Raw genomic sequence first — 17,271 nt, forward strand, 5'->3', positions numbered from 1 at the left:
AAAAGGATTATCTTAATTTGACAATCCTTTTAGTAAATAAAGTTCAAATAATTCTGCGATTTTTTCTTTTTCTAACGGTTCATGATTCTTTTCCCAATCAAAAATAAGGGATACGTATAAGCGAAGCATAATAAATGCTGTAATTTCTGGATCACATTTGCTAATTTCACCTTTTTCAATCGCAATCTCTAAATAAGATTGAATGACAGAAACGATTTCCACATCTACTTGTTGCATCACTTCTTGTACTTCTTTCGTTCCCATATCACGCTCTTCTTGAATTAGTTTAATCATGAGCTGATGTTCTTTTCTAAATTCTAAAATGCTATATAATGCCTTATGTACATTTTCAAAAAATGAAATATCTGAACGAATTGCGTCTTTTGCAACTTGCTTCATTTCTGTAATTAAATTAGAAATAATTTCGCCAAATAGTTCTTCTTTATTTTTGAAAAAAGTATAAATTGTTCCTTTTCCTACATTCGCTAACTTCGCAACTTGATCCATCGTCGTCGCCTTATAACCGAATGCTGAAAAAGACTTTGTTGCAGCTTCAATAATAGAACGTTTTCGATCTATAGCCACATCGTCACCTCCAAAAATGACCAATTGGATAATATAGTCAACCGGTACATATTTGATATTACCACACGCTTACATTCTATACAAGTTCTCTTTTTAGTTATTCCCAGTATAAAAAAATTCCAGACAATTTATATAACATTGTCCATAGTGTACCAAAAAGAATGCTTGTTTGGAAAGCTAGAATATCCTCATAATATTTTCTAGTTTTTTTACAATTATATTATCTAAATTGCTGGTCAGATTACACTAGAAATCTAAATAAATAGACAGTGTTCTTAAAACCAAAAGTTTAAGAACACTGTCTTTTATTTTGACATAGAAAGTAATATTTTCTCCATCTCTTTCTTAGTTAGCTCATCGTCGATTATTTCTTTGTATATCTTTGTATCTCTTGTAAAAATATCATTCACTATGACAATTTGATATTCACTATTCTTTCCTCGTTCGGGTACAAACATTTTTATCCCTTTTAACTCACCCTCTCCTCGAGGAGATTTAGTAAAGAGCATTTGTTTCCCGTCTAAATTATAACTTTCTAGATTCTCTTCTCCAGGCATCATGTAGTGTAGTGGATCCTTATTACCACCTACATAAATCCTTGACTGGTAAATTGTAAAACCATATTTTCCATTTGTATATTCTGATTTAACAACTAATTCTATATCTCTTCCAAAATATGAATCAGCCCATTCTCTCTTCAACTCATAACCTTCAACCATATAAGACGGGTGCTTAATTTGAAATGGCACATGATCTTTCGCTTCTTCTATAGTATATGTTAAAGACTTCTCTACCTTTTCCGAAAGTGGAATTAATTCCTTCTCAATAATAGCTAGTCTTTCTTGATCAGTTTTATTCAAGCGTTCACGTTTAAATTCCTTTGTATCTCCATCATAATTCTCAGGTACTTTTTTCTTAACCATTGCTTTTTTATGAATTTCTTTAGCTTCCTTAAATAATTGAATATATTGCTCAAATTCTTCTTTTGTAAAATTCTTTTCTGCCAAATACAAAAAATCTGTATCCCTTTTATATGACTTTATTGACATACCCCATTCTCTACTTGCATTCTCTGGTGTACCTAATACTGTTTCTATCGCTTTTTCAAATGCTGCTTTAGATTGTTGTTTTTTTTCTACAACCTGTTCTTTTTGTCTTTCATCTCCCTCAGTTATTCTTGCATTTAATAAAAATCCACCTGCTATAGCAACTATAGCAATGATCCCAAGTAAAGAAAGACGATACGATTTCTTTTGAAACTTTTTAATCATAACGATTCTCCTTTTGAGTGTTCGTTTATTTCTACTTAAATTCGCTAGACTTGGTGCTTGATAGGAATAATGTTCTAAAAGGGTAATAATTGTATGTCCATATGCAATTTGCTCCTCTTTATCTATAAAAGTAAGCGCAAATGCATCACAGGCTAACTCTTGATCTTCTCGCATACAGAAATAGGCGTACCAAAGAATCGGATTGAACCAATTTAACAGGAGCAAACTGTACATAATCCAATTTACAGCTACATCTTTTCTCTTAATGTGTGCTAATTCATGGTAAAAGACATATTGTAATTGTTGTTCATTTAATACTTTCAGATGTTTTTTTGATAGTAATACTTTCGGCCGAAAGAAACTAAAAACAGTTGGACTCGAAATCTTTCCAGCTAGACGTAATGAAACTGCCTTCTTCATTTTCATAGACTGCTTACAACGATTAAACGCTTTAACGACCTGTTCATCCGTAATATCCGGTTGTTTCTTTATGTAAGAATATAAACGTCTATTTGTAATAACGGTTATGGCTGCTAATACGATTACCCCAGCTAGCCAAACATATAAAGCCAGTTTGTATAAAGAAAATGTAGTTTGTTGTTCCGCACTCGCACTTACTTTATGTTCATTATTTTTTGTCACCGTTTCATAATTTGATTCCAATTCTACTGTACGATCGCTTTCTATGTTCACTATATTCTCAGTAGACGTCGTATTTTTTTGAATAACTTCCGATACACTAGAACTATAGGAAAGTAATGAATAAATACTATAAGAGCTATCTGGTGACCATGGCAAAAGAAGTCTTATCATTAATACGATCCACAGCATATATTGCCACCGGGGCGTTAACTTGTTTCTAAATAGAACTTTTATACATAAAATAAATCCAACTAATATACTAGCCATAAGTGACGTTTCTATAAGCCAATCAAAAAAATGAGGAAGGTATACATTTATAAGCATGTCTATCATTTTTATCTATCCTTCCTCTTATTCTCCTCTGTCTTCTCGTCTAAAATACGTTTCAGTTCATTAATATCTTCTGAAGACAATTTTTCTTCTTTTAAGAAATTAACAAGTAATGGCTTAAACGCCGCACCACAAAAACGCTTTAGCAATGATTTCGTTTCAACTTGTAAATAATTATCTTGTGATACTAACGGATAATAGGCGTACATACGCCCTTTATCTTGATGGTAAGAAACGGCTTCCTTTTGCACTAATCGATTAATTAATGTACGGATTGTTTTCGGTTTCCAGTCCATTGCATCTTCCAGTTCCTCTATAATTTCATTCGCTGTTTGTGGAGAATTCGACCATAACACTTTCATAATTTCTAATTCTGCTTCAGATATTTTAGGTAATTTATTTGTCATATTGTTTTCCACCCCTTGTATTACATTTGTAATCTACTTTTCAAGATTACAAATGTAATACTTAATTGTCAACCATATTTTAGAAAAACAAACTTTTGTACTTTTTGCATTTAAACCTTACTTAACAGCACATAAATTTCTCTTTTTCTAATAATCAAATAAAAAAACAAGAAAATCTTTACAATTAATAGTAATATAGAACATAGACATATTTATAAAAATAGTGGAGGCTTTTTCAGTCATGGTGCGTGCGCTTCGTTTAAATATAAAGCAAGCTTTTGGTAATCGTGTTTCTTTAATTATTATGTTTAGTGGATTAGCTCTTATTTCTATTTATCATTATTATTATGTTGTTCGTTATTTAGGAGACGCAGCGAATGGGTCGATAACAACAGCTGTTAAATGGATTGGATTTAGGGATAATGAAATGGATGTTTATTTATTATTAATGCCAGTTATTGCAAGTTTACCATTTAGTACAAGTTATAACTCCGATAAATCCGATGGTTTCAAAGCTTTTATAAGTAAGGAAGTTTCCATCTTCTCGTATTCCTTTACAAAGTATATCGCTACATTTTTCTGTGGGGGATTTCTTTATACTTTACCATTCATTCTTTCTTTATTATTTTGCAAATTAACAATTCCAAATGGAAAACCAGCCGCCGGTACTGGCATGATAAACGACAACGGGATGTTCGCAGAGTTATATTATTCTTCTCCCCTCACTTATATTTCTATATATATTGGGATTAATTTTTTATTCGCTGGTTTAATGGCCCTCTTAGGTTTAGCAGCGTCCACATGGTCACAAAAGGATTATATGGCAATTCTGTTTCCATTTGCAGTTACTTCCATTCCTTACGTCCTAATAAATACAATATTCCCTACAATTGGCGGAGCACCTATTCATTTGTATGATCCGAAACAACCATTACAGGGAATGTCACCGTGTATTTTAATTATGCAATGTGTATTTTTCTTCCTTGTCGGCTTATTCATGTATATAAAAGGTTTACAACGGGACAAAAAAAGGTATATGAGAAGACTTCAAAGGCGAGATCGATGTAGAAAGGCGTTTCAGCCATTATAAAAACCTAGTTTCCTTATGTTACATAGGAAATTAGGTTTTATTATTTTATAAAAGCTAAATGCGATACTGCACTTTTAAGGTGTACCAGCCAAACTCCACAGAATAACAATCGCTGCATAATAAATTGCTCTAGCACCTACTACTAAACATAATAAAATAATTGCGTATTTACTTAATTCCTCTTTAGCACCTAATACAGTAAAGATAACTGCCAAACCAAAGGTTATATAAGAAATTGCGTTGTTTATTGCAAAATACAACGTATCTAAATGCTGCATAAGCCCTGTTATATCTGCTACAAACTGAAACAGTACAACAAGACTGAAAAAAATACCAAGCTGATTCATTAATCTCCCATTTAATCGAGCTAACATCTTTTGTCCCCTCCTCCCACAAAAACTAAATATTCAATCAATTTTATCATAAAACTTACAAAAAAAGGATTTTCTATATATAATCCTAAAAATTAGTTATATACTATTAATTTACTGCTCGGGCCTCTTTCCACAAAATAAAGAACGCTTAGATACCTAAGCGTTCTCTCACTTTAAGAAGCCTTCTTCAAATCAATTTGAGCAAGTACTGGATCGTGGTCACTTACACGTCCATGTTCTTTCATAATGTTTGAATTTAAGTGTACAGGGTCTATAATTGTGTGCGGTGCGATATTATTCGTTACTAAAATATGATCTAGCACTTGTGCGTTCCCCTCATGAATGTACGTGTAGCGGTTCTCTTTCGGCACTGTGTTTAACATATCTTTTAATATCGTTCCTTGCAGTTCCTTTAGTGGTTTTGAGAATTCGAAATCATTCATATCACCTAGGACAACAACTGGCGCATTTGTGTTCTTTTCTTGAATACCTTTTACAAAACGATTCACTTCTTGTGCTAATTGTACTCGCTTCTCTTCACTCTTTAATACGAGCGGCTGTACTTTTCCAAATGGCGTTGCATCTCCTAATTTTGAATTTAAGTGATTTGCAACTACAACGATGTTTTGTCCTTGGAACGTAAATTCTGCCGCTAATGGTTTACGTGTACTTTCAAACAATGCATTTTCGTCTCCGACGCGAACTACATTTTTATCTAGCAACTTCGGTACTGTCGCTAATTTTACACGTGATGGGTTATAGAAGAAACCGACGCGAATGTTCGCTCCAGGCGCTCCTCCGTCTTGATTGTTTTTCGGCGCAACTTCTACATACTCATACTTCGGTCCACGAATTTCTAATACGGCATCAATAATACGTTTTGCACTTAAAGTAGCATCTGTTGTACCGTCATTTATTGTTCCATTATTATCTTGCATTTCCTCTACACCGATAATATCTGGCATTTTTAAATTGTATTTAATAGAATAAGCTAACGCTTTTACTTTCTCATCTGATGTTTCTTTTTTATTCGCTGAGAAGTTTTCAATATTATATGTAGCAACTGTTAACTTATCAAGACGTGGCTGAATATTTGCCCCTACTTGCTTAAATCCACCGTCCGTTACAGATGGTAATTCCGTTACTGGCGAAATGCGGTATGAACCGTAGTCATATCCTACTACTCCTGTTATATCTCCAGTGAAAGTATCTCCTACTTTCGCTACATAATCACGAGGTACCTTTACAGAAAGACGTTCTGGGTTTAATTGGTCTTCATCTAAAAGTGGTGTACCAAATTGTGTTACCACCTTATTGCCACCATTTTTAACCGTTACGTATAAGTTACCATTTTTCTGAGGAGCGATAATTTTTGGTGTTGGCATCGTCACGCGCATACCTTCTAAGCTCTCATAAAAATCAATCGCATCTTCATTCGGATCAAATAAACCAAATCCATCATTATCAATAATTTGATCTGGGATTTTCACTCCGTTTTCTCCTAATACAATCGCTTCTGGCAAAGTTTGATCTTTTGCGATTACACCAATGTGACTCGCCTTAATTTCTGTCGTCGTTAAATCTGTTTCAAATCGTTCTGCATATCCAGGACCAACATATTCTTCTACTTCTCCATCAACTTGGACAAGATCTCCTACCGCTACATTCGCATCTTTTTTGTATACGTAAATACCTTCTGAAGTAGCTGGATCATCGTCTGGCTGATTGTCTTGCATATAAAAACCATTTTTATCGAGCGCTGTTACAATACCTTCAACATTTCGTACCTTTTTCCCATTGTAAGGAGAAATATGTGATTTCCCTTGAATATCATGAATACGAACTTGTTCATTTTTTACTATTATAAATGAAAATGTAGAAACTGCTGAAGAAGTAAGACCGTCTTTTTCTGCAATTGCTTTAATAACACTATTTTCATTCACTACAATCGGTCCATTATAACGAATGCTTTTATTCGTAGGAACGGAACCGTCTAACGTATAATAGATTGTTGCCCCTTCTGTATTCGTCGTTAATGTTACAGCTGTTCCTTTTGCAACTTCCCCGCCATTTGGTGATGCCACTACATCGCTAACGCGGTTTTGTTCTTCTCCTTGAAACTTATGAGCTGTTACTGATTTTAAACCTGGGCTACTAAAATATAATTCAAGTGTCCCTGTTAATTGAACTTTCTTCCCAATATTTTCAGGATGATCCTTCACGTTTACAGCTGTCCTCACATCACCTTTCGGCAATTGAACAGGCATAATTTTATCTGGATTTGTTTCGTTTGGCGAATCAGCAATCGCTACATTTGTGTCGTCAAACTTAGTCGGATCTTTCGTGTATTTAGAAGGACTTTGCGTATACCCGACAATATATCCTTCCACTATCCCCTTCGTTTTCCCTTGCTGCTTAAATACTTGAATTGCATCTTGCACTGACAGAGAAGTATTTCCTTCTGCGCGTGCTAAAGTACTAGTAAATGAAATCAGTAGTATCAATGATAAAAAGATACTTACGACTTTCTTCACAGCCATCTCCCTCTCTTTATTTCATATTTTTTCGGCATTTCTATCATAACAAAGAGTTCTTTATAAAGAACTCTATTTCGACAAGTTTTACAAAAAATTTATTTAATTTACAAGTTTTCAAACTATAATACAAAATAATAATTTTACACCTTCCACGAATGCGATTTATAATATTAAAGAGATAAAAAACAGAAAATATCGAAAGTTCATTGGCATGTAAAATGGATTCATTTGAATAGGAGTGATTGGATGCAAGCACAAACTGAAACATACCGCGCAGCTATGAATGGAACATTAGAACGTCATTTTTCAGATATGATTGCTGTTATACCCACTAGAATTACAATTGATCAGTTAAAACAACGGCTAGAAACTATCTCTACTAAAGTTGATGAGTTAAAAATTGTCTATAGTGATGAGACAAGCCTTATTGTAGAGTTACATCTAGATGAAAAAGTCATACCATATGAGCTACACATAGATGAAACGGATGATCCAGAAGAATATAAAATGTACAATAGACAAGATTCCACAATCGTAGATCGTACTTTTGAAGATGCTGCTTTTGGCACTGAGATTTTCACACGTACACTATTTGTAGGCGATGTACTCAGCTGTTTTTTCCATCAGTTGCAATTTTTATGGCACCTTGCACCGGACTTGTTATTTGTAATCGATTCTAGTGCAGCCATGAAGGTCATATCTAGAAACTATATTGAATATCACGTTGAGAATGAATTATTGCCTGACATTCCTGACTTATACGTTATTCATTCTGTTTATGAAGACGATACAGAAGGCGAGCCTACGCAATATTGGTTTCATACACACGGCCTTTTAAGAACAGGCGTAACAGAAATAGAATTAATTATTCCAAATCGCATTTCTTCCTACTACGGCATTGGCGATCTTTTTCAAACATTTGCTAATAATGCCGTTGAGAATGGCCAAGTCCCAATGAATGAGCCTATCGTTATCGCACATAGTCAGCAAGGTTCCATACATACAGTAGCCGTTCCGTGGGAAAAAGGTTTATCTTACATGGGACATAAAACGAGTATGGATCAATTATCTTCAATTGAGAATGAAGAAGTGAAGCTACAGCCAATCGATGCACAAAACGTATTTCTCGGGGGGATGGATGACCGAGATGAATACCATCAATCTCCATCTGTTCTCTTGTTTAAATGTAATACTACAGAAGAATATATCGAAAGCTTTTTCAAAGAACACGAGGAAGCTACAGGGCTCATGTTCTATAAAACAAATAGTGAAACGGATCGTATGGCTTATAATGCGAAAAATACTTTCGGGTATTTCAGCAACATTTTTCACATTGAGCAATCGAATGAAGATTTTCGTTTTCTCGCTAAGTTTGGTGTCTCCTACGAAGAGGGAAAAAGTGAACATATGTGGTTTGAAATGCAAGACATTACGGAAGATATGATTCAAGGAATACTCATTAATGAACCGTATTTTATTGAAGATATGAACGAAGGTAATTCTTATCATTTAGATTTTGAAAATTTAAATGAGTGGGTTATATATGCTGGAGATGCAGTTATAAAACCAAATAACTTATATATGTTTATTGGCTAACAGGTATTTTATTCAATAAACAAAACGCCTTCAATATAATTGAAGGCGTTTTGTTTGAAATATTTCACTGTGCGACTAATTCAGTCTCCATTACTTTCTCCAAATGAGATAATACATGCTTTGCCGCTAATTCTCCTTGATTAATACACGCAGGAAGACCAGAACCAGCGTAAGAACTTCCGGCTAAGTATACACCTGGTAATTCTTTCTCCATAAATGTTGTGAGCTTTTTCATTCGCTCTTTATGGCCTACTGTATACTGAGGCATCGCTTCTTTCCAGCGGCTCACAATTGTGAATTCTGGATCTGCTGTAATATCCATCGTCTTTTGTAAGTCCTCTAATACGAGCTGCACAATTTCCTCATCCGTTTGTTCGACGATCGCTTCATCACCAGGGCGTCCGACGTAACAGCGAAGGAGTGCTTTTCCTTCTGGTGTTGTATGCGGCCACTTTTTATGAGTCCACGTACATGCTGTAATGGAGAAGTCACTATTACGTGATACGACAAATCCCGTTCCGTTAATGTCACGCTGAATTGCAGACATCGGAAAAGCTAATGCCACATTCGCAACTGATGTAGACGGAATGTTACGGAAGAAACGAAACTGCTTGTACTGCGCAAACATAGACGACAATACTTTATGCGGAGCTGCGACTACAATCGCATCTGCTTCCATTTCTTTTCCGTTACTAAGAGTAATCGTATAGCCATCACCAAGTTTTACAACTTTCTCAATACGCGTTCCCTTCATTATCGTACCTTCATGAATCTTTGCTTCAAGAGATTCTACTAAAGATTCTAAACCGGTTTTTACAGTTTGGAAGATTCCTTTTTTCAGCTCAGCCTTCTCTTCTTTCGGAGCAAGCGTACGCATACCGAGTGAAATACTACGGTGCTCCTGTTCAATTTGATAAATTTGAGGGAATGTTGACATTAAACTCATTTCATCAATATCCCCTGCATAAATACCAGATAATAATGGCTCAATTAAATTTTCAACCACTTCATTTCCTAGACGGTGTCTGAAAAATTGCCCGAGTGATTGATCAGAAACTGGTTTTGATCTAGGCATTAATAAGTCAAAACCAGCTCTTAATTTACCAATTGGGGAGAACAATCCGGAAAATAGAAACGGAGTAATTTGCGTTGGAATTCCCATCATTGATCCGCTCGGCATTTTATGTAACCGATTGTTTACGAGAACGAACGATTGACCGGTCGCATTATTTACAAGTCCATCGCCTAGTCCTAATTCTTTCACTAACCTAGCTGCGCTCTCTTTTCTCGCTAAGAAAGAATCCGGTCCACGTTCAATTGTAAATCCATCTTTTCGAACGGTTTGAATTTTCCCGCCAAGTTTACCCGACGCTTCTATAAGCAATGTATCGAACGGCAAGTTTTTTTCGCGAATTTCTTTTTGTAAGTAATACGCTGTCGATAGGCCTGTAATGCCACCGCCGACGATCACAACCTTTTTCCTCAAAATAGTTTCCCCTTCCCTTTTAGTATTACAATACTTCTTCTTTTTTCTTTAATACAACATCTGTTAAGCAATCAATAAATGCTGCTGATGCGTTTGGCATTTCTGGACGATAATATTTCGCGCCAATTTCGTCTGTTACAACTTTACACTCGAAGTCATTGTCATATAAAACTTCTAAATGTTCAGCAACAAATCCAACTGGTGCATATACGAATGAATTGTAGCCGTACTTTTCATTTAGTTCTCTCGTTAAATCTTGTACATCTGGACCAATCCAAGGATCTGGTGTATTTCCGGCACTTTGCCATCCCACTGCATAATTTGCTATTTCTGCACCACGTGCAATATAGTCAGCTGTTTCATTTAATTGATCTGGATATGGATCGCCGAGTGCGATAATCTTTTCTGGTAAGCTATGTGCAGATACGATTAACACTGCTTTTTCACGTTCTGCTTCTGACATACCGTTATATATACCTTTCACTGCATCGACCCAATACTGAATGAACTTCGGTTCTTTATACCAGCTATCAATGCCGTGAATTGTTAAGTTTCCAAGTTTTTCTGCTTCTTCTTGCGCTCGTCCTACATACGATTTCACGCTAAAAGTAGAATAGTGAGGCGCAAGAACTAATGCGATTGCATCTTCTATTCCATCATTATGCATAGCTTGTACTGCATCTTCAATGAACGGCTCAATATGTTTCAAACCAAGATACATATGGAATTCCACTTCATCCTGCACTCCATTTAAACGCGTCTCTAACTTCTTAGCTTGCTCTAATGTAATAGTAGCTAAAGGAGAAATACCACCAATTGCACGGTAACGCTCTGTTAAATCTTCTAGCATTTCAGGACTTGGCTTTCTTCCTCTACGAATATGTGTATAGTAACGTTCAATATCTTCTTCTTTATACGGCGTTCCGTATGCCATTACAAGCAAACCAATTTTCTTTTTCATACAGCTGTTCTCCTTTACTTCGCTAACTGTTCTTTAGAGTATTCATGAATAAATGTAGTTAAACGTTTTAATGTATCTGGATTTACTTCTGGGAATACACCATGACCTAAGTTAAATACGTAACCTGGTTGTTTCATCCCCTGGTCTAAAATACCTTTTACATGTTCTTCAATGACAGACCAAGGCGCTAGTAAGAACGAAGGGTCCATATTTCCTTGTACCGCCTTATGAACACCGCGTGCGCGTGCTTCTTCGATCGGTAAGCGCCAATCTAAACCTACTACATCAAGAGGTAAGTCGTTCCATTCATTCACTAAGTGTCCTGCACCAACACCGTGCATAATCATTGGAACACCCATCGTGCGAACTTCCGCAAAAATACGCTCCATCGCTGGTTTAATAAATACGCGATAATCTGCTACATTTACTGTTCCAACCCAAGAATCGAAAATTTGAACAGCTTTTGCTCCTGCGTTAATTTGCGCTTTTAAATATGTAATAACCATATCTGCAAGCTTATCCATTAAAGCGAACCAAGCTTTCGGCTCTGCATACATGAACGCTTTCGTATTATGATAGTTACGTGAAGGACCACCTTCAATCATATAGCTCGCTAACGTAAATGGAGCTCCTGAGAAACCGATTAACGGAACATCTAACATTTCTGTCGTTAATAAACGAATTGTATCTAGTATGTACGGTACGTCATCTTCTGGATTGATTTCCCCTAATTTTTCTACATCTTGTAAAGAGCGAATTGGCTTATCGATTACTGGGCCAATACCAGATTTAATTTCAACATCAACACCAATTGCAGGTAGTGGTGACATAATATCTTTATATAGAATTGCTGCGTCTACGTTATATTGATCAACTGGCAATTTTGTAACATAAGCGCACAACTCTGGATTATGTGTAATTTCAAATAAAGAATATTTCTCTTTTATCTTTCTATATTCCGGCTGTGAACGACCTGCTTGACGCATATACCATGCTGGTACATACTCTGTGCGTTCCCCCCTACATGCTTTTAAAAATGTCTCATTTATATTTCTTACCAAGACCCTTGCTCCCTTCCTTACCGATGCTTTTACTTTAAATATGTTCTATTCCGATATTTATCTTTTTTTACTATACAGCTTGTAAAAACAAAATGCATAATATTATGTACGTTGTTCATTAAATTGACACAAACGTTCGTAAAACCGCTTACTATTTTCATAACATTCTTATTATAGCACAGAGAAAAACTACGGTTTAGCTACTTTTGACTTTTCTCCTTCACGATTCGTTTGTGTGTTATATGGCACAACGTAAAAACTCGGTTTTGAGAATATATTAATAAACTTTTCCTCATATTTCCCCGTTCCTTTTACTGTTCCAACATGAGTATGAATTCCTTTTTCCACTTTATAAATTCGATACATAATTCGCTCATCAGGAAGTGGTGTCCAACTTAGTTTCATCGCAAATAAACCGAAAGGACTAAATGATAGTTTTGCTTCCACGTTTTTAATCTTATGTAAGCGAATCGGTAGTCCGATTGTTTCAACGCCTTTTGGCCTTTGAAAACTTGCTGTATCTTGTATGTTGGCTTTCGTTAAAATCTTCTTAAATAACATCGTTGCAGATGCATTTCCATCTTGTAATTGATGCTCTTTATCAGTGCGATCATAGCCAATCCAAACCGCTCCAACTAAATTCGGCGTATATCCAACAAACCACATATCCCTTGCGCCATGATCGTCATTCGGAAGCGAAGTTGTACCCGTCTTTCCTGCTAGCGCTCCGTTATATACACCTGCTTTCGCTGTACCTTCTTTCACAACTCCTTCAAGCATCTTTGTCATATACCATGCCGTTTGCTTTGAAAAGACTTTCGTTTCAGATTTTGATGATTCACCAATGACTGCCCCGTGTCTATTTAGCACTTTATCAATAACGTGCGGTTCGATTATATTCCCATTCGCTAAAAAAGAGCGGTACATTTTAACAAGATCAAATGGAGAAACGCCATTTTTCAAACCGCCAAGTGCTGTGCTTAAACCAGAGTCCGCAATATGAACATTCCCTTTCTCTAAATATTGCTTTCCTTCTTCTACCCCTAGCTCATTTAATAAAGATACAGCTGGTACATTGGCCGATTCTAACACTGCATCATACATCGTCATTTCTTTCGTATATTGATGATTATAGTTTCGAGGTTCATAGCCTTCGAAAGAATTTTTTTCATTCGTTAATAAAGAATACGGATTATATTTTTTCGTCTCTAAAGCTGGTCCATATACGATAAGCGGCTTTAAAACAGAACCAGGTTGCCGCTTTGCAAAGACACGATTAAACCCTCTCGGAACATACTCTCTTCCTCCAATCGCCGCTTTAATTCCTCCAGTCCGATTATCCATTAATAAAAATGCACCTTGCGCCCCATTTTCTTTACCAGGGAAATTACTTACATCTTGAAACTGGTTATATGCTACCTTTTGAACTTTTTCATCCATCGGTACGACAAATGTATATCCTCCGCGCAGTACTTCTTGATGAGACAAACCATATATACGTGCCGCTTCATCGACAACCATATCGATATACGGCATATATGCAAGTTCACGTTCATCTACATTTTTATAAAGAGCGATTGTCTTCCCTTGATAACGAACACTATCTTCCGCTGTTAAATAACCTTGTTTATGCATAAGTGACAAAACAAGATCACGGCGCTCTTTACTCTTTTCCGAAGATAAGTACGGCGAATAGCCATTTGGTGCTTTCGGAAGACCAGCAAGCATCGCCCCTTCTTCTACTGTTAAATCCTCTACATTTTTATTAAAATACAATTTGGCCGCCGCTTGAATACCGTAAGCTCCATGGCCGAAATAAATATGGTTCATATACATTTCAAGAAGTTGCTGTTTCGTATATTTTTGCTCTAACTGAAGAGAAATTGCGACCTCTTTCAATTTGCGCGTAAATGTTTTTTCTCGAGTTAAAAAGACATTTTTAGCTAGTTGCTGCGTAATCGTACTACCACCTTCTACCTTCTCTCCAGCTAACGTGTCTTTATAGAGCGCCCGAAATATAGAAGGATAATCAATTCCTTGATGCTCATAAAAACGAGAATCTTCCACAGCAACAAATGCTTGCTGCACGTACTTTGGAATTTGTTCAATCGGTACGAGTTCTCTATTTTCTACATATAATTTCGTAATTTCTTTTCCTTTCTGGTCAACGATACGTGATGAAGAGTGGAAAACGAGCTGCTTTTCATCCATCATATAGCCACCAGCTAACACAATAAGTTTATAGAGTACAATCGCCACTACAAACGTTGCTATCCCGCCTAATAAAGTCCACTTTACTTTCTTCATACATCGGCCTTCTTTCCAAATGATGGTACATTTATTATTTGAAAAAGGACTATCTTTATGTATATAATCTTCGAAGTTTTTTAAGGGAATTGATATAATAGAGACAAACCAAAAAGGGGGCATTAAAATGAAGGCTATTATTTCATACGAAACACCTCTAGAACAAGCACATTTCACTGCAAAAAATAATGAAAAAGATATGTTTTATAAAGAAAATACAGAAGAATCTGTAGAAGGTTCACTTAAGTATGACGTATTAGACGCTGTTGGAGAATTTAAAGGACAACCTGGCTTTATCGTTTGTAACAACATTTCTGTAACAGACGAAGGTCGCCCTGTATTTGAAAACCGTTTTAAAAACCGCGCAGGCCTTATCGAAAACGAACCTGGTTTCCAGGCAATCCGCGTTCTTCGCCCATTAAGTAATGATACATATGTCATTTTAACGATGTGGGAAACAGAGCAAAACTTTAAAGACTGGACAGAATCACGTTCATTCGAAAATGCTCATAAAAAACGCCCTGCACAAGCAGAAGCGCAGGCGCATCCACATGCCGAACAGCAAAAAAGCATTTTCTCTCGCCCATCTTTCGTGACTACTTTTGATGTGTTAGTTTAGGTTTTGAGTACGTGATTTGGGGTACAGAGACCGCGGTACATGAAATTATATTAGCGATTTTTCGAATATATCGACTTATCAACAAATCACGACACACAAAAAGGAAACACCATTACACACCGGTGTTTCCTTTTTCTTTGTACCAATTATATATACGAAGTGCATCTTCTTTTCGCATATGCTTCACTTCATAACCGCGCCCAGCTACCGCTACGGGAGTTGAACATAATTTATCTTTTCTTTGAAAATACGATTGATTATAGCCTACTGCTTGAACATGTCTTCGTCGCATCATTCCTGTATATTTCGAAAAATCACGGTACACGACCGTTAGTTGATTTTCTCTTATTGCATAACCGCCACTTTTATATCTAGCATACGCAAGTAACGAAAACACGATAAATAACGGTAAAAGAACAAATAACGCAATATATTGTTTAAAATATATACTCACACCGACAATTGGAACAGTGAGCATGATACTTATTAACCAACCCATAATGACATAACGACGCAACGCTGTTTTTGGTAAATGAACGATCTCCTCTTCGATTTCATAAGGTAACTCTAAATATGTGAGCAGGTGCTGTACATATTTTTTCTTCATAAAAGGATGTAGCATCACTTCGTTACTTGCTGCTCCAATACTTTGAATTACTTCCACTTCAACAGCACAATAACCAAATGGCTGGCGAAGAATACCTTCTTTCACAGTAATCGCTTGAATGCGGTGCAATTTTAAGACAAACTCTTTCTTTTCAAATAACCCTTGAACGATACAAATCTCTTCCCCTTTTCGCTCAATTTTAAAGTTTGCATATTTTAACACATATCCAGCCGTAGAAATAATCCATGAAATCGCCATTAAAATTACTGCAATCAAAATTAGTTTATAGACACCATTCCCCATCACATACGCTTCTATTTTATTTGTGAACCTTTCCGGAAGAACATAATCAAACTTTGTGTAAAGAAGTACTAGTCCAGAAAACACTAGTCCGAACCGACCAGATGTAATCGCTGCTGCTAAAACTTCTTTCGATGTTAACTGATAAACCGTCTTGCTTTCTTCCTCTTCTATTTCTTCATTTACGGTAATTTCTTTCTTATGTAATAAAGAGATTAAATGTTTTGCTTCATCTTCCTTAATACCCGCTAACATCACTTCTGGCTCACTACCGCCGCCCGCTACTTCTATATTTAACTTCGTAAGTCCAAGTATTTGATAAATGATGTTAGAAGACGTACTGATATTTTGCACACGGTCTTTATTTAAGTAGCTTTCCTTCTTTACAAAGACACCGTGCTTTATATGTAAAATATTATTCTCAATCCAGTACACTTTAAAATACCATTTAATTGCTGAAAAAATAGCCATAATGCATAAAATAAACAAAAGGAAAAGATAAAATAAATACCAAGGTTCCACTTGTTCATCAGGTTTAAATAAAACAAGAATAATAAGTGGCAACAAACTCGCAACCCTAATACCTAATAGTATCGTGATTGGATGTTGCCTCTTATACATCCTCATCACTCACCTTCGCCAGTTCTCCAATTTGTCTTTTCAACTGTTCTGCTTCTTCTTTCGTTAAACCAGGAATACTATGAGAAGTTGCCGCTGTTGAAATGTGTAATTCTGCTAAATTATACTTTCTCATAATTGGCCCCTGTTCAATCGTAACGTGCTGCACACGAATCATTGGAATAAGTACGCGCTTTACAACGAACATGCCCTTTTGAATTTCAATCTCTTCTTCATTTAACCTATAACTATAATAGCGTTGACGTAAATTTGGAAATACAAAATAATCAAGCGGTATGTATATAATGGCTCCCGTTACTAGCAATCCAAACAACCAGCCCCACCAATGAAAATTAATCATAAAAAAGAAATACGCAATTACGACTGCTAGTATAACTGCAGCTCCAATTAAAGCGTGAATTCTCCACACTTTAAGCATATTAGAATGAATCTCTCTTTCTAACGGTTGCATGACATCAC

General features: G+C 35.9%; 14 protein-coding genes. 3 read left to right on the top strand and 11 right to left on the bottom strand.

From position 1 onward, the window contains the following. Positions 1 to 12 precede the first annotated feature (12 nt). The 3 genes from ACTFQM_RS09995 to ACTFQM_RS10005 form a co-directional block, all read right to left on the bottom strand. Positions 13 to 585 carry a TetR/AcrR family transcriptional regulator gene (locus ACTFQM_RS09995; protein WP_002170730.1) on the bottom strand — a complete coding sequence of 191 codons (573 nt, stop codon included), beginning with the start codon at positions 583 to 585 and terminating at the stop codon, positions 13 to 15. A gap of 305 nt (positions 586 to 890) precedes the next feature. Then, positions 891 to 2,831 carry a M56 family metallopeptidase gene (locus ACTFQM_RS10000; protein ID WP_440034187.1) on the bottom strand — a complete coding sequence of 647 codons (1,941 nt, stop codon included), beginning with the start codon at positions 2,829 to 2,831 and terminating at the stop codon, positions 891 to 893. A gap of 2 nt (positions 2,832 to 2,833) precedes the next feature. Next, positions 2,834 to 3,235, bottom strand: a complete 402-nt coding sequence (locus ACTFQM_RS10005) for a BlaI/MecI/CopY family transcriptional regulator (protein ID WP_341307462.1) — start codon at positions 3,233 to 3,235, stop codon at positions 2,834 to 2,836. A 241-nt stretch (positions 3,236 to 3,476) separates the two neighbouring features. Between ACTFQM_RS10005 and ACTFQM_RS10010 the strand changes: the two genes are divergently transcribed. Then, positions 3,477 to 4,325 (top strand): hypothetical protein, encoded by an 849-nt coding sequence (locus tag ACTFQM_RS10010; RefSeq protein WP_440034188.1) that lies wholly within the window; start codon positions 3,477 to 3,479, stop codon positions 4,323 to 4,325. Between the two features lie 74 nt (positions 4,326 to 4,399). On the opposite strand, the gene ACTFQM_RS10015 is transcribed toward ACTFQM_RS10010, so the two are convergent. Continuing rightward, a complete protein-coding gene (locus ACTFQM_RS10015) occupies positions 4,400 to 4,699 on the bottom strand; it encodes a hypothetical protein (RefSeq protein ID WP_071717693.1) in 300 nt (99 codons plus the stop codon). Positions 4,700 to 4,872: 173 nt separating this feature from the next. Continuing rightward, positions 4,873 to 7,239, bottom strand: coding sequence for a DUF6359 domain-containing protein (locus ACTFQM_RS10020; RefSeq protein WP_440034189.1), 2,367 nt, complete (start codon positions 7,237 to 7,239; stop codon positions 4,873 to 4,875). A 243-nt stretch (positions 7,240 to 7,482) separates the two neighbouring features. On the opposite strand from ACTFQM_RS10020, the gene ACTFQM_RS10025 reads away from it, so the two are divergent. Then, complete coding sequence (locus ACTFQM_RS10025; protein ID WP_440034190.1) at positions 7,483 to 8,832, top strand: DUF4026 domain-containing protein; 1,350 nt, start codon at positions 7,483 to 7,485, stop codon at positions 8,830 to 8,832. A 64-nt stretch (positions 8,833 to 8,896) separates the two neighbouring features. Here the strand turns inward: ACTFQM_RS10025 and hemY are convergent, their stop codons facing one another. The 4 genes from hemY to ACTFQM_RS10045 all read right to left on the bottom strand — a co-directional run bounded on the left by hemY (position 8,897) and on the right by ACTFQM_RS10045 (position 14,647). Further along, the gene (hemY, locus tag ACTFQM_RS10030) at positions 8,897 to 10,318 is read right to left on the bottom strand and encodes a protoporphyrinogen oxidase (RefSeq protein WP_440034191.1); all 1,422 of its coding nucleotides are present in this window, start codon (positions 10,316 to 10,318) and stop codon (positions 8,897 to 8,899) included. A 25-nt stretch (positions 10,319 to 10,343) separates the two neighbouring features. Continuing rightward, positions 10,344 to 11,279 (bottom strand): ferrochelatase, encoded by a 936-nt coding sequence (gene hemH, locus ACTFQM_RS10035; protein WP_440034192.1) that lies wholly within the window; start codon positions 11,277 to 11,279, stop codon positions 10,344 to 10,346. A gap of 14 nt (positions 11,280 to 11,293) precedes the next feature. Beyond that, a complete protein-coding gene (gene hemE / locus ACTFQM_RS10040; protein WP_440034193.1) occupies positions 11,294 to 12,340 on the bottom strand; it encodes a uroporphyrinogen decarboxylase in 1,047 nt (348 codons plus the stop codon). Positions 12,341 to 12,529: 189 nt separating this feature from the next. Further along, a complete protein-coding gene (locus tag ACTFQM_RS10045; RefSeq protein WP_440034194.1) occupies positions 12,530 to 14,647 on the bottom strand; it encodes a transglycosylase domain-containing protein in 2,118 nt (705 codons plus the stop codon). A 127-nt stretch (positions 14,648 to 14,774) separates the two neighbouring features. Between ACTFQM_RS10045 and hmoB the strand changes: the two genes are divergently transcribed. Continuing rightward, positions 14,775 to 15,266 carry a heme-degrading monooxygenase HmoB gene (gene hmoB, locus ACTFQM_RS10050; RefSeq protein ID WP_002170722.1) on the top strand — a complete coding sequence of 164 codons (492 nt, stop codon included), beginning with the start codon at positions 14,775 to 14,777 and terminating at the stop codon, positions 15,264 to 15,266. Positions 15,267 to 15,378: 112 nt separating this feature from the next. On the opposite strand, the gene ACTFQM_RS10055 is transcribed toward hmoB, so the two are convergent. After that, positions 15,379 to 16,794 (bottom strand): PH domain-containing protein, encoded by a 1,416-nt coding sequence (locus ACTFQM_RS10055; RefSeq protein ID WP_440034195.1) that lies wholly within the window; start codon positions 16,792 to 16,794, stop codon positions 15,379 to 15,381. Continuing rightward, complete coding sequence (locus ACTFQM_RS10060; RefSeq protein WP_002170720.1) at positions 16,787 to 17,263, bottom strand: PH domain-containing protein; 477 nt, start codon at positions 17,261 to 17,263, stop codon at positions 16,787 to 16,789. Before ACTFQM_RS10060 ends, ACTFQM_RS10055 begins: the two co-directional genes overlap by 8 nt. Positions 17,264 to 17,271 lie beyond the last annotated feature (8 nt).

Origin of the sequence: Bacillus cereus group sp. MYBK30-2 (genome assembly GCF_051915945.1) — a bacterium.
Lineage (GTDB): Bacteria > Bacillota > Bacilli > Bacillales > Bacillaceae_G > Bacillus_A > Bacillus_A paramycoides.

What these genes read in the sequence shown, in the direction of transcription:
- ACTFQM_RS10000 (WP_440034187.1), bottom strand. Translation starts at nt 2,831, where the DNA reads ATGATAGACATGCTTATAAATGTATACCTTCCTCATTTTTTTGATTGG.
- ACTFQM_RS10005 (WP_341307462.1), bottom strand. Translation starts at nt 3,235, where the DNA reads ATGACAAATAAATTACCTAAAATATCTGAAGCAGAATTAGAAATTATG.
- ACTFQM_RS10010 (WP_440034188.1), top strand. Translation starts at nt 3,477, where the DNA reads ATGGTGCGTGCGCTTCGTTTAAATATAAAGCAAGCTTTTGGTAATCGT.
- ACTFQM_RS10015 (WP_071717693.1), bottom strand. Translation starts at nt 4,699, where the DNA reads ATGTTAGCTCGATTAAATGGGAGATTAATGAATCAGCTTGGTATTTTT.
- ACTFQM_RS10020 (WP_440034189.1), bottom strand. Translation starts at nt 7,239, where the DNA reads ATGGCTGTGAAGAAAGTCGTAAGTATCTTTTTATCATTGATACTACTG.
- ACTFQM_RS10025 (WP_440034190.1), top strand. Translation starts at nt 7,483, where the DNA reads ATGCAAGCACAAACTGAAACATACCGCGCAGCTATGAATGGAACATTA.
- hemH (WP_440034192.1), bottom strand. Translation starts at nt 11,279, where the DNA reads ATGAAAAAGAAAATTGGTTTGCTTGTAATGGCATACGGAACGCCGTAT.
- ACTFQM_RS10045 (WP_440034194.1), bottom strand. Translation starts at nt 14,647, where the DNA reads ATGAAGAAAGTAAAGTGGACTTTATTAGGCGGGATAGCAACGTTTGTA.
- hmoB (WP_002170722.1), top strand. Translation starts at nt 14,775, where the DNA reads ATGAAGGCTATTATTTCATACGAAACACCTCTAGAACAAGCACATTTC.
- ACTFQM_RS10055 (WP_440034195.1), bottom strand. Translation starts at nt 16,794, where the DNA reads ATGTATAAGAGGCAACATCCAATCACGATACTATTAGGTATTAGGGTT.
- ACTFQM_RS10060 (WP_002170720.1), bottom strand. Translation starts at nt 17,263, where the DNA reads ATGCAACCGTTAGAAAGAGAGATTCATTCTAATATGCTTAAAGTGTGG.